The sequence below is a fragment of the Pseudomonas sp. ATCC 43928 genome (assembly GCF_005938665.2).
Lineage (GTDB): Bacteria > Pseudomonadota > Gammaproteobacteria > Pseudomonadales > Pseudomonadaceae > Aquipseudomonas.
In genome coordinates this window covers 794,441-806,326 of sequence record NZ_CP041753.1, presented here as the reverse complement: position 1 = coordinate 806,326, position 11,886 = coordinate 794,441, and the positions used below count along the sequence as shown (strand labels likewise).

Sequence of the window (11,886 nt, the reverse complement as noted above, 5' to 3'; positions counted from 1 at the left end):
CATGCCCGCTATTACCACAGACCTGCCCGCCCTCGCCCAATCCATCAAGGACTGGGGCCGCGAGCTGGGCTTTCAGCAAGTCGGCATCAGCGGCCTCGACCTGGCCGAGCATGAGCAGCACCTGGAGCGCTGGCTCGCCGCTGGCTACCACGGCGAAATGGACTACATGGGCGCCCATGGCAGCAAACGCTCGCACCCGGAAGAACTGGTGCCGGGCACCCTGCGCGTGGTTTCCCTGCGCATGGACTACCTGCCGGGCGACACGCACATGGCGCAACGGCTGGCCCAACCGGAAAAAGCCTACGTTTCGCGTTATGCCTTGGGCCGCGATTACCACAAATTAATTCGTAAACGCGTGCAACAACTGGCGGAAAAAATCCAGGCAGTGATCGGCCCGTTCGGCTACCGCGCCTTCGTCGACAGCGCCCCGGTGCTGGAAAAGGCCATCGCCGAACAGGCTGGCCTGGGCTGGATCGGCAAAAACACGCTGGTCTTGAATCGCAAGGCCGGCAGTTACTTCTTCCTCAGCGAATTGTTCATCGACCTGCCGCTGCCGGTGGACCCACCCCACGCCACCGAGCACTGCGGTCGCTGCACGGCCTGCCTGGACATTTGCCCGACCAACGCCTTCGTCGGCCCCTACGTGCTGGACGCCCGTCGCTGCATTTCGTACCTGACCATCGAACTGAAAAGCGCGATTCCTGAAGATTTACGACCGCTGATCGGCAATCGGGTGTTCGGTTGCGATGACTGCCAGATTGTCTGCCCATGGAACCGCTTCGCCCGGCCTTCCGGGGAAAGCGACTTCAAACCCCGGCACAACCTGGACAACGCCGAACTGGCCGAACTGTTCATGTGGGACGAAGAAAAATTCCTCAGCAGCACCGAAGGTTCACCGTTGCGTCGGGCCGGTTACGAGCGTTGGTTGCGCAATCTGGCGGTCGGCCTGGGCAATGCGCCGTCGAGCATTCCGGTGCTGGAAGCGTTGAAGGCACGGCGGGACTATCCGTCGGAACTGGTGCGCGAGCATGTCGAATGGGCGCTAAAACAACACGGGCTTATGTAGTAGCTGCCGAAGACTGCGTTCGACGCGACTGCGAAGCGAGCCCTTCGGCCTCGAACGCAGCCTTCGGCAGCTGCTACAGGGACTGCGTGTAAATCAGGCTTCGTCGTTATAAACGAACTTGGGCATTTCCCAGTGGAAACGGATCGCCAGCAAACGCAGCAGGAAGCCGCCGAATAGCGTGATCAGGATCGCCTGTTCACCCGGCAATTGCAGATAGACACAGAATAAATAGCACCACGCCGCGGCAAACGAGACGCTGGCGTAGAGTTCGCGGCGGAAGATCAGCGGGATGTCGTTGCAGAAGATGTCCCGCAGAATGCCACCGAATACCCCGGTGATCACGCCGCTGACCGAGGCCACCAGCATGCCGTGGCCCATTTCCAGGGCGGTCATGCAGCCGATCAGGGTGAACGCGACCAGGCCCGCGGCGTCGAGCACCAGAAACAGCGAGCGCAGATGGCGCATCCAGCGCGCAGCGAAGACGGTGAACATCGCAGCGATCGACGTCAGCACCAGGTATTCCGGGTGTTTGACCCAGGTCAGCGGGTAATGGCCAAGCAACACGTCGCGCACCGAACCGCCGCCCAACGCCGTGACGCATGCAATCAATACCACGCCAAACCAGTCCATGCCGCGACGGCCCGCAGACAGGGCGCCAGTCATGGCTTCGGCAGTAATGGCGATCAGGTAGAGCATCAGCAACATGGTGGCGGTCCTTACGAGAAGGCGCGCAGTCTACTCACTTCACCGAAGCACCAAAAGAGGGCGAAGCATTCACACCTGTGGCGAGGGGGCTTCCCCCCGTTGGGTCGCGTAGCGGCCCCAAAACCAGACACCCTGTTCTTCCAGGCGTACCGCGCCGACCGGTTTGCGACTGCTACGCAGCCGAGCGGGACGGTGCGGCGTTCCGACAAGCTCCCTCGCCACAAAAACCTCCCTATGCCCAATCAGAACTTGATGAAATTCTTGCGGTAGTGCTGCAGCTCGGCGATCGATTCGCGGATGTCGTCCAGGGCCAGGTGGGTGCTGCCCTTTTTGAAGCTGTCGCGCACATCCGGTGCCCAACGCGCGGCCAACTCCTTGAGGGTCGACACGTCGAGGTTGCGGTAGTGGAAATAGCTTTCCAGCGACTTCATGTGGGTATAAAGGAAGCGACGGTCCTGGCAGATGCTGTTGCCACAGATCGGCGACTTGCCCTTCGGCACCCATTTCTCCAGGAAGGCGATGGTCTGGGCTTCCGCTTCGGCCATGCTGATGCGGCTGTCGCGAACCCGTTGGGTCAGTCCGGAGCCGCCGTGTTGACGGGTATTCCACTCGTCCATGCCGGCGAGGATCTCGTCGCTGTGATGAATGGCGATCACCGGACCTTCAGCCAAGGTGTTCAAATTACTGTCGGTGACGATGGTGGCCATCTCGATGATGACGTCGGTATCAGGGTTCAGCCCGGTCATTTCCAGGTCGATCCAGATCAGGTTCTGCGGGTTCTGCATATGTCGGCTCCTCGGCGTAGGTTCGCAGTTTAGCCTAGGGAGACGGCCGGGCGTGCTAAACTCGCGACCGTTTTACCTAATCGCTGCATTCTCGATACGGAACACCCATGGCCAAACGCCAACTCAATCGTCGTCAAAACTGGCGCATCGAAAAGATTCAGGGCGAGCGCGCTGCCCGCGCCGCCAAACGCGAGTCCTCGGCTGTCGAGGCACTTGAGGGTGGCGACCTGGGTCCGGAACAGACGGGCCTGGTGATCGCGCACTTCGGTGTACAGGTTGAAGTCGAAGCCCTCGATGGCGAGCTGGCCGGCCAGGTATTCCGCTGCCACTTGCGCGCCAACCTGCCGGCGCTGGTGACCGGTGATCAGGTCGTATGGCGTGCCGGCAATCAGGGCATCGGCGTGATCGTGGCGCAACTGCCGCGCAAAACCGAGCTCTGCCGCCCGGACAGTCGTGGACAGCTCAAGCCGGTGGCGGCCAACGTCGACATGATCGTCATCGTCTTCGCACCGCTGCCAGAGCCTCATGCCAACCTGATCGACCGCTACCTGGTTGCCGCGGAACATGCGGGTATCCGCCCGTTGTTGCTGCTGAACAAATTCGACCTGATCGACGAGCAGAACGCCCCGGCGCTGAATGCCTTGCTGGCGGTTTACCGCACGCTGGGCTACCCGGTGCTGGAAGTGTCGGCGCACCACGGCAACGGCATGGAACAACTTCAAAAACTGTTGGACGGGCACATCAGTGTGTTCGTCGGCCAGTCCGGTGTCGGTAAATCATCTTTGGTCAACAGCCTGTTGCCGGAAGTCGAAACCCGCGTCGGCCCGCTGTCCGAGCTGTCGGGCCAGGGCACCCACACCACCACCACCGCGCGGTTGTTCCACTTCCCCGGTGGCGGTGAGTTGATTGACTCCCCGGGTATCCGCGAGTTCGGCCTGGGTCACGTCAGCCGTGCCGACGTCGAAGCCGGCTTCATCGAGTTCAACGACCTGCTCGGCACGTGCCGCTTCCGCGACTGCAAACACGACCGCGAACCGGGCTGCGCCCTGCTCAAGGCCCTGGAAGATGGCCGCGTGCAGCAGCAACGGATGAACAGCTACCGGTCGATCATCGCCAGCTTGCCTGAAAACAGCTATTAAACAGACGCGCCAGCCGCCCCGACATCAATGGGACGGCTGGCTGCTCGCAGCAGCCTACAAAAACCACCCATCGACTTAAACATCAGATATTTCTGTAGGGCATCCGCACGCCTGTTTGAAGGGTACTTCTCTTTAACCGTAAAGGCCTTGTTCCAGCCCTTCAACTGCATACATTCAAGCCCTCTTCGCATATTAGCGATACTGAGGGACAGCCATGCCAACCTATCACTTGTTCATCGTTCACTCGTGGAACCGTTCAGGCGCCCATTACCGCGAACTCGCCCTCAAGGGACACTTCTGATGCCTGTATTCATCAGCTATCGTCACGCGGATCGCCCCTACGCGATCGCCATCAGCAGCCGTCTGATACACGCCAACATCAAGACCTACTTCGACGTGCTGGATCCGGAATCCCAGACCACTGACGACATCACCGGGGTCATCACCCGCTACATCAGCGCGAGCACGCACCTGATAGCCGTTGTCTCGGGCAAGACCGTGCCGCCATGGTGGGTACCGTTCGAAATCGGCGAAGCGACCATCAGCAACCGGCGGATTTGCTCATTCCAGACCGAACCGGCGGAACTGCCGCTGTACTTCGATAAATGGCCGAAGCTCAGCACTGACAAGGACCTGGATTTTTTCATTGAGGCCTACCGTGAAGAAGTGGCGACCAAGCGTTCAATGACACTGGATTCAATCAGCGAATCCCTTTGCGGCAGCTACAGACGCAATGCGGAACTGTTCCACGACCAGCTCAAGAGTCGCATCCGACGGGGTTTCTGAGAGGTGCAAAAAAGCCGCGATGATCGCGGCTTTCTTGTATTTCAATGCTGACCAATCAACGGCCGAACGGTTACTCGCGGCGCAGGTCAATCCTTTTTGGGTCGTGGCGGGTTGTCCTGACGATAGGTGTGCTGGGGATTGATGACCAATTGCCTGACCTGGCTGTCCAACTCTTTGCTGTGATACAGGTCCAGGCATTTCAGCAGCTCAAAACGAACACCTTTTCGCTCTGATTCGACCAGTGGATTGTGATAATCACGAACCAGAAACTGGTCAACCAGAGATTTACCGGCTTGAGGTGCTTGCTCCAGATCGAAATAGGTCCAGTCCATAAGCGCACTGGCACTGCTTCCGGCATCCTGGGCGGCTTCAGGTTCGCTCTTGTAGGCTGTCGCGATGCAGTCTGCCAGCACCATATCCTTGTAATTCTGCGCGCAGGTGCGCCCGCCTGCCTGTGGGGAGCGGGTCTGATCATCCTTGGACCAACTGTTGGAAGGTACGACTGCCCAAGCCAGGACCAAAACCGCAGTCAAATATTTCATCACGACAAACTCCAGAAGTTCGCGCGATCGGTTTGATAATTCACACCTGGCTCATTGAAATAGCAGTGGCCATAACACATTCAGGTCTAGACCTCAGGAAACCGCTGCCGGCGGTTTCGGCTCGACGCTCTTCAGGCCAGGCTTCTGGAACGGGTACAAGTGCTGGCGCAGGATACCGCCCGGCAAGTCCTTGCCAAAAACCCCGTAGCGCGTCGGCCACTCCTTGGGTGGCAACTTGAAGGTGCCAAACAGCATATCCACCAGCGGCGTATGGATCGCATAGTTCTTGTAGATGTAATCCTTGTGCCGGGCATGATGCCAATGGTGATAGCGCGGCAGGACCAGCACATAATTCAGCCAGCCGCCGTTGATCCGTACATTGGCGTGGGCCAGCACTGCCTGCACCCCGACCAGAATCACGTAGGCGTTCAACGCCTGGGGCGCAAAACCCAGCAGCATCAAAGGCACCAGCACGCCGGTACGGGTGAGCAGAATCTCGATGAAGTGGACACGCGAACCGGCGAGCCAATCCATGTGCGTGCTTGAGTGATGTACGGCATGCATGCGCCATAACCATGGCACGACGTGATACAGCCGATGCAGCCAGTACTGACCGAGGTCAGCCACCAGTACCGCCAGCAAGAACTGCACAACGATCGGCAGGCTTTGTACGCTGGCCTGCAAATCCGCCGACACGGCCCAGCCAGCCATAAAGCTCGACGAGGCAGTGATGAAAATCAGGATGAACTGCACCAGCATATGACTGACAAAAAAGTAGGTCAGGTCAGTTCGCCAGTGCGGACGGAGAATGTTTTGCTCAGGGTCCTTGGAATAGAGTTTTTCCAGGGGGATAAAGACGATGGCCGACACCAGCAGAGCCAGGACGAACCAGTCCAGCCCCAGCGAGTACGGTGTCTGCCCAATCGAGCTGATCTGCACATTGGTGCCGCCGAGAAACACCGCCAGCCCCGAGGCGACAAGTCCGGTAATCCCCAAGCGCTTTCGCTTGTTGAGCAGGATATTCAGGGTGCCCAGGCTGAAAGACAGTACCAGCCCAAGCAATAGCGTGGTGCGCGCAAACTGTTCGTCGTACACCTTGCGCAGTTCGGCGGTGGTCAGCCATTCGGGAAAGAGAAAGCACAATACCGCCAGCAGGCTCAATAGCCCGAGCGTGGCTGAGATGTAGCCACTGACCCGCCCTTCACCAAACTTGAAGGGTGCATTGCCATGCTGCTGAAAATAGGACTTGAGTCTTTCCATTACTGATCTTCCATGATTCCGAAAACAAACTTGCAGTGAGTCGAGTCAGTGCGACGCTGCAGTGACGCAGCCAGAAACAGAAAAGCCACTCATGGTGGCTTTTCTGCAGGTTATTGCTTGGGCGGTACAGCGGGTTTGGGCGGTTCGCCCGGCTTCGGCGCCGGATTATCAAACAGATTCAAACGCTCACGAAGTTCGTGTGCCGGCAGCGGTTCCTTATCCGCCGGCAATGCGTTCGGATCGGCTGGCGGCGCATGCACTTCGCCCGGGCCACCCTGCCCTTGCGTCGGCGCTGGCGCCGGTTCGGCACCTTGTTCACCTTCGATGGCGCGCTGGGCTTTCTTGGTCAGCACCACGATGTCGATCCGGCGGTTGACCGGATTGAACGGGTTCTCCCTGTCGAACAGCGCCGACGAGGCATAACCGACGACTCGCGCGACCTGGGCATCCGGATAACTGCCGGCGACCAATGCACGACGAGCCGCGTTGGCGCGATTGGCCGAGAGTTCCCAGTTACCGAAATCGCCGGTGCCCGAGTACGGCTTGGCATCGGTGTGGCCGCTGATGCTGATCTTGTTCGGCACCGCTTTGATGGTGTCGGCCATGGCCAGCAGAATGTCTTCGAAGTACGGCTTCAGACGCGCACTGCCAGAGTCGAACATCGGGCGGTTTTCGGCGTCCATGATCTGGATGCGCAAACCGTCCTGGGTGATCTCGAAGAGGATCTGGTCCTTGAATTTCTGCAATTGCGGGTTTTCATTGACCTTGTTCTGCAACTCTTGCAGCAACAACTCCAGGCGTTCCTTCTCGACCTGCTCGGCCATGCCTTCAACCTGCTCGGCGTCGATGGTCACCTTGTCTGGCTGCGGCTGAGATTTCACCTCCGGGTTGAGGGTGTTCTCCGGCGCCAGGGTCGGCGTGCCGCCCAGGTCGATGATGTACGGTGTACCGCTTTCGGAAAACCCGACCGGGTCCTTGAAGTAACCGGCGATGGCGATCTTCTGTTCAGGCGTCGCGGTGGACAGCAGCCACAACACCAGGAAGAACGCCATCATCGCCGTCGCGAAGTCCGCGAAGGCGATTTTCCAGGCGCCCCCGTGATGCCCTCCGGCGATGCGCTTGACGCGCTTGATGATTATCGGCTGGTTATTTTCCATGACTTAACGACCGCGAACCGCTTGTTCCAGCTCAGCGAAGCTAGGACGGTGCGCCGGGTACAGAACCTTGCGACCGAACTCCACCGCCAGCGACGGCGGCATCCCGGAAGCCGAAGCCACCAGCGAAGCCTTGATGGCTTCGTAGGTGTTCAGTTCTTCCTTGGCATCGTGAGCCAGGGAGTGGGCCAGCGGACCAAAGAAACCGTAGGCCGCGAGAATACCGAAGAAGGTACCGACCAGTGCCGCACCCACGTGCAGACCGATGGACTTCTGGTCGCCTTCGCCCAGGGATGCCATGGTCACCACGATCCCCAATACCGCCGCGACGATACCGAAACCGGGCATGGCGTCGGCAATGCCGTTCACCGCGTGGGACGGGTGCTCGAGGTCTTCCTTGAGGCTGTAGAGTTCCATGTCGAACAGGCCTTCCAGCTCATGGGGAGCCATGTTGCCGGAGGACATGATGCGCAGGTAATCGCAGATGAACGCGGTCATGCGTTCGTCTTTGAGCACCGCCGGGTACTTGGCGAAGATCGGGCTCGCGGCGGCATCTTCGATGTCGCCTTCGATCGCCATCATGCCTTCGCGACGGCTCTTGTTGAGGATCTCGTAAATCAGCCCCAGCACTTCCAGGTAGAAGGTGTGGTTGAAACGCGAACTGAACATGCCCAAGGACTTCTTGAGCACGTGCATTGTCATGTGGCCGGGGTTGGCCTGCAGGAAGGCGCCAAGGGCCGCGCCGCCGATAATCATCACCTCGAAAGGCTGGATGAGAGCGGCAATCTTGCCGTGGGAAAGCACGTATCCGCCGAGCACGCTCGCGAATACGACGATGATGCCGATAATTTTAGCCATAGGTAGGAGAGCACTTACTGAGTCGGGTTCAAGGTCATATTCGGAAGTTAAAAAATCTCTTCTTCTACTTATCGGCAAAACTGCGCCAGACTATAGCCAGTTAAGGCGAAAAGCTAATTTGACCCGTTCAGGGCATAGGTAAAGCAGACGATGATCGCGTCCAGACATGGCTAACGAAACGAACGTCCCAACGCCCAAACCAACCACGCTTGAAGGCTGGGTCAAGCTTCTCGATGGCGTACGCCTGCCGGTTCCGCAAGCCAGCCACGACCGGGTCTGCAAAGCGATCCGCGATAACCGCAGCTCGCTGCGCGACATCGCCGACCTGATGCAGGAAAGCCCGGCCCTGGCCTTGAGCGTGATTCGCGAAGCCAACCGTCACACCCATGGCAGCATGACCGAGCCTGCTGAAAACCTTGAGGTGGCGATCAATCGCCTCGGTTTGAAACGCACCGAAGAACTGCTCGACCGCCTGCCCGCCGAACCCCAATTGCAAATCCCCGTCGCCCTGCGCCAGCTTCAACTGATCAGCCAGCACGCCACTCAACAGGCCAACGGCTTTTTCGCCAGTCGCCTGGCGCGACTGTGGCAGGACATCCACTGGGGCAGCCTGCTGTTTCTTTCGCCACTCTGGCCCATGGCGCTGACCCATCCGCAGTTGCTTGAAGAGTGGGAGTTGCGGGTCATCCATAAAGGCGAGTCGGCACGCAAAGTCGAAAAGCAATTGTTCGGCGTGCGCCTGCTGGACATCTGTCTGGCACTGGTGGACGTCTGGCGCCTGCCGATCTGGATACAGCAAGGTTATCGGCTGCTGCGCAGCGAACAACGTGAGCTGGTGAAAGTCCTGCGCATCGCGCGCGACAGCGACCACCCATTGCGCCAACAGAACCACCTTGATGACGACCCGACGTTGCGCCGCTGGCTCAATCAGCCTGCCAATACCGTGCTGCTGGCAAACGGTCTGGCGCTGGCGGCACAACAGGCCTGGGACAGCCCCCATTGCGAGCGCTGGCAGTACCTAACCAGCCTTTACCTGCAAATGCCGATGGATGAGGTGCAACAACAATTGCACCAGCAGGCCGCCAACAGCGCTCGCCAACACGCCATGCCAGACCTCTGGCACCCGGCCGAATCGCTGATCTGGCCACCGGGTGCGCACCGCGTTCATGCCGGTTTGTTGCCCGCACCGGCACCGACCACCGAAGACCTGGCGAAGTGGCGCAAGCAATGCGCCGAATTGCTGGTGGAGCCGAGCCGCTTTACCAATGCCATGCACTTGACCACATCGGCCCGGGACGCCCTGGTGGCGTGTGGCATGCGCCGGGTGATGATTCTGATGGCCGATCGCACGCACGCCAATTTGCGTGTGCACCAGACCGCCGGGCTGCCCAAGGAAGTGGCCGGCCTGAACCTGGTGGTCAGTCAGAGCACCGTGCTGCAACGCCTGCTCGCGCAACAGGCCCAGGTGCGCCTGACGCCGGCCAACAACGCACAATTCTCGGCCCTGCTGCCAGCCAGCCTGCGCTCACAGTTCAGCGGCGAACACCTGCTGCTGCGCTCACTGGTCAACAACGGCCGGGTGATCATGATCGTGGTAGCGGATCAGGGCGGCGGACCGTTCTCGGAAATCACCGTGCAAGCGTTCGGCAAAACCGCTCAATGCATCGAAAAGGCCCTGCACAGCTTTAGCCACCGCTAGGGCCTATTATCAGTTATTTCCTGCCCCAAAATAACTGATAACAGGCCCTCATGACGCTGCGCTACAATCCTCCCCTTTGTGCTCTGGAGACCTCACATGTCTGACTTCTCTGGCTTGGCGCTGGTGATCGAACCGAGCGACCTGCTCCCGCGTCTCGACTCCCGCGAACTGATTCTGGTGGACCTGACCAGCAGCGCCCGCTATGCCGAAGGGCATATCCCCGGTGCACGCTTTGTCGATCCAAAACGCACTCAGCTGGGGCAGGCACCTGCGCCTGGCCTGTTGCCGACCCACGCCGCGCTTGAAGCATTGTTCGGCGAACTGGGGCACAACCCCGATGCAGTCTATGTCGTCTATGACGACGAAGGCGGCGGTTGGGCCGGGCGCTTTATCTGGCTGCTGGATGTCATCGGCCACAGCAAATATCACTATGTCGACGGCGGCCTGCCGGCCTGGCTGGCGGAAGGCTTGCCCATGTCGATCCAGATCCCGCCGGCAGTCGGCGGCCCGGTCGCCCTGACCCTGCACGACGAACCTGTCGCCACCCGCGAATACCTGCAAAGCCGCCTCGGCGCTGCTGACCTGGCGATCTGGGACGCACGCGGCCCGCTGGAATACTCCGGCGAGAAAGTGCTGGCGGCCAAGGGCGGGCACATCCCCGGCGCGGTCAATTTCGAATGGACCGCCGGCATGGATCAGGCGCGCAACCTGCGCATCCGCACCGACATGCCGAAAATCCTGGAACAACTCGGCATTACCAAAGACAAAGAAGTCATTACCCACTGCCAGACACACCATCGTTCTGGCTTCACCTATCTGGTGGCCAAGGCGCTCGGTTATCCGCGGGTCAAAGGCTACGCCGGCTCCTGGGGCGAATGGGGCAACCACCCTGACACGCCCGTAGAGATTTAAGTTTTTCAAGGACAGTTAATGAATAAGCGTTTGTTTATCCTCAGCCAATACCTGCTGCCCCATCACTTGCTCTCGCGACTGGCCGGCTGCATTGCCGAATGCCGTGTGCGCTGGTTCAAGAACGCCTTTACCGCCTGGTTCGCCAAGCGTTATCAAGTGGACATGTCCCAGGCGCTGGTCGAAGACCTGACCGCTTACGAGCACTTCAATGCGTTCTTCACCCGCGCCTTGAAAGACGGCGCTCGCCCGCTGGATCAAACCCCGGGCGCGATCCTCAGCCCGGCCGACGGTGCCGTCAGCCAGCTCGGCCCGATCGAACACGGTCGCGTTTTCCAGGCCAAGGGCCACAGCTTCAGCGTGCTGGAACTGCTGGGTGGCGACGCAGCCAACGCAGCGCCCTTCATGGGCGGCGATTTCGCCACCATTTACCTGTCGCCGAAAGACTACCACCGTGTGCACATGCCGCTGGCCGGCACCCTGCGCGAGATGGTCTACATCCCCGGCCGCATATTCTCGGTCAACCAGACCACCGCTGAAAACGTTCCGGAACTGTTCGCCCGCAATGAGCGTGTAGCGTGCATTTTCGACACTGAACGCGGCCCGATGGCCGTGGTACTGGTGGGCGCGATGATTGTCGCGTCGATCGAAACCGTCTGGGCTGGCTTGGTCACACCGCCAAAACGCGAGCTGAAAACCTTCCGCTACGACGAAGCGGCCCGTGCGCCGATTCACTTGGAAAAAGGTGCGGAACTGGGTCGTTTCAAGCTCGGTTCTACGGCGGTCGTGCTGTTCGGGCCGGATCAAGTGAAATGGGCTGAAGGGCTGGGCGCCCTTTCGCCAGTGCAGATGGGCCAGGGCATCGGCCTGCCAACCGCCTGATCCCTCGATCCGATCCCACGAACGCCTTTCGTGGGATCGGACATTTCCTCCCGCTGCGCCCCCTCCTCCAGCGTTCATAGCTGCTACAGTCAAAGTCATTC

Annotated in this window: 12 protein-coding genes; 6 read left to right on the top strand and 6 right to left on the bottom strand. The window is 59.8% G+C overall.

Translation table 11 applies throughout. The features are described from left to right. Nucleotide 1 precedes the first annotated feature (1 nt). Entirely contained in the window at nucleotides 2-1,066 is a 1,065-nt protein-coding gene (gene queG, locus FFH90_RS03640) for a tRNA epoxyqueuosine(34) reductase QueG (RefSeq protein ID WP_064616017.1), read from the top strand. Between the two features lie 93 nt (nucleotides 1,067-1,159). Here the strand turns inward: queG and FFH90_RS03635 are convergent, their stop codons facing one another. Beyond that, on the bottom strand, nucleotides 1,160-1,771 hold the full coding sequence (locus tag FFH90_RS03635) for a trimeric intracellular cation channel family protein (RefSeq protein WP_018928508.1): 612 nt from the start codon (nucleotides 1,769-1,771) through the stop codon (nucleotides 1,160-1,162). A gap of 242 nt (nucleotides 1,772-2,013) precedes the next feature. After that, nucleotides 2,014-2,556, bottom strand: a complete 543-nt coding sequence (gene orn, locus FFH90_RS03625; RefSeq protein ID WP_018928509.1) for an oligoribonuclease — start codon at nucleotides 2,554-2,556, stop codon at nucleotides 2,014-2,016. Nucleotides 2,557-2,663: 107 nt separating this feature from the next. Between orn and rsgA the strand changes: the two genes are divergently transcribed. Both rsgA and FFH90_RS03615 read left to right on the top strand, forming a co-directional pair. Further along, nucleotides 2,664-3,695, top strand: coding sequence for a small ribosomal subunit biogenesis GTPase RsgA (gene rsgA, locus FFH90_RS03620; protein ID WP_018928510.1), 1,032 nt, complete (start codon nucleotides 2,664-2,666; stop codon nucleotides 3,693-3,695). Between the two features lie 300 nt (nucleotides 3,696-3,995). After that, nucleotides 3,996-4,481, top strand: coding sequence for a toll/interleukin-1 receptor domain-containing protein (locus FFH90_RS03615; protein ID WP_138866694.1), 486 nt, complete (start codon nucleotides 3,996-3,998; stop codon nucleotides 4,479-4,481). 86 nt (nucleotides 4,482-4,567) lie between these two features. Here FFH90_RS03615 and FFH90_RS03610 read toward each other — a convergent pair whose 3' ends face one another. The 4 genes from FFH90_RS03610 to motA form a co-directional block, all read right to left on the bottom strand. Continuing rightward, nucleotides 4,568-5,023 (bottom strand): type VI secretion system amidase immunity protein Tai4, encoded by a 456-nt coding sequence (locus FFH90_RS03610; RefSeq protein WP_138866693.1) that lies wholly within the window; start codon nucleotides 5,021-5,023, stop codon nucleotides 4,568-4,570. Between the two features lie 93 nt (nucleotides 5,024-5,116). After that, entirely contained in the window at nucleotides 5,117-6,283 is a 1,167-nt protein-coding gene (locus FFH90_RS03600) for a sterol desaturase family protein (protein WP_064616010.1), read from the bottom strand. A gap of 110 nt (nucleotides 6,284-6,393) precedes the next feature. Then, complete coding sequence (gene motB, locus FFH90_RS03595; RefSeq protein WP_018928514.1) at nucleotides 6,394-7,440, bottom strand: flagellar motor protein MotB; 1,047 nt, start codon at nucleotides 7,438-7,440, stop codon at nucleotides 6,394-6,396. Between the two features lie 3 nt (nucleotides 7,441-7,443). After that, nucleotides 7,444-8,295, bottom strand: a complete 852-nt coding sequence (motA, locus tag FFH90_RS03590; protein WP_018928515.1) for a flagellar motor stator protein MotA — start codon at nucleotides 8,293-8,295, stop codon at nucleotides 7,444-7,446. Nucleotides 8,296-8,461: 166 nt separating this feature from the next. On the opposite strand from motA, the gene FFH90_RS03585 reads away from it, so the two are divergent. The 3 genes from FFH90_RS03585 (at nucleotide 8,462) to asd (ending at nucleotide 11,785) form a co-directional block, all read left to right on the top strand. Continuing rightward, nucleotides 8,462-9,994, top strand: coding sequence for an HDOD domain-containing protein (locus tag FFH90_RS03585; RefSeq protein ID WP_138866692.1), 1,533 nt, complete (start codon nucleotides 8,462-8,464; stop codon nucleotides 9,992-9,994). Nucleotides 9,995-10,090: 96 nt separating this feature from the next. Further along, the gene (gene rhdA, locus FFH90_RS03580) at nucleotides 10,091-10,906 is read left to right on the top strand and encodes a thiosulfate sulfurtransferase (protein ID WP_007939613.1); all 816 of its coding nucleotides are present in this window, start codon (nucleotides 10,091-10,093) and stop codon (nucleotides 10,904-10,906) included. 18 nt (nucleotides 10,907-10,924) lie between these two features. Then, nucleotides 10,925-11,785, top strand: coding sequence for an archaetidylserine decarboxylase (gene asd / locus FFH90_RS03575; RefSeq protein WP_007939614.1), 861 nt, complete (start codon nucleotides 10,925-10,927; stop codon nucleotides 11,783-11,785). The last annotated feature ends 101 nt before the right edge of the window (nucleotides 11,786-11,886 follow it).

What these genes read in the sequence shown, in the direction of transcription:
- FFH90_RS03635 (WP_018928508.1), bottom strand. Translation starts at nt 1,771, where the DNA reads ATGTTGCTGATGCTCTACCTGATCGCCATTACTGCCGAAGCCATGACT.
- orn (WP_018928509.1), bottom strand. Translation starts at nt 2,556, where the DNA reads ATGCAGAACCCGCAGAACCTGATCTGGATCGACCTGGAAATGACCGGG.
- FFH90_RS03600 (WP_064616010.1), bottom strand. Translation starts at nt 6,283, where the DNA reads ATGGAAAGACTCAAGTCCTATTTTCAGCAGCATGGCAATGCACCCTTC.
- motB (WP_018928514.1), bottom strand. Translation starts at nt 7,440, where the DNA reads ATGGAAAATAACCAGCCGATAATCATCAAGCGCGTCAAGCGCATCGCC.
- motA (WP_018928515.1), bottom strand. Translation starts at nt 8,295, where the DNA reads ATGGCTAAAATTATCGGCATCATCGTCGTATTCGCGAGCGTGCTCGGC.
- asd (WP_007939614.1), top strand. Translation starts at nt 10,925, where the DNA reads ATGAATAAGCGTTTGTTTATCCTCAGCCAATACCTGCTGCCCCATCAC.
- queG (WP_064616017.1), top strand. Translation starts at nt 2, where the DNA reads ATGCCCGCTATTACCACAGACCTGCCCGCCCTCGCCCAATCCATCAAG.
- rsgA (WP_018928510.1), top strand. Translation starts at nt 2,664, where the DNA reads ATGGCCAAACGCCAACTCAATCGTCGTCAAAACTGGCGCATCGAAAAG.
- FFH90_RS03615 (WP_138866694.1), top strand. Translation starts at nt 3,996, where the DNA reads ATGCCTGTATTCATCAGCTATCGTCACGCGGATCGCCCCTACGCGATC.
- rhdA (WP_007939613.1), top strand. Translation starts at nt 10,091, where the DNA reads ATGTCTGACTTCTCTGGCTTGGCGCTGGTGATCGAACCGAGCGACCTG.
- FFH90_RS03610 (WP_138866693.1), bottom strand. Translation starts at nt 5,023, where the DNA reads ATGAAATATTTGACTGCGGTTTTGGTCCTGGCTTGGGCAGTCGTACCT.
- FFH90_RS03585 (WP_138866692.1), top strand. Translation starts at nt 8,462, where the DNA reads ATGGCTAACGAAACGAACGTCCCAACGCCCAAACCAACCACGCTTGAA.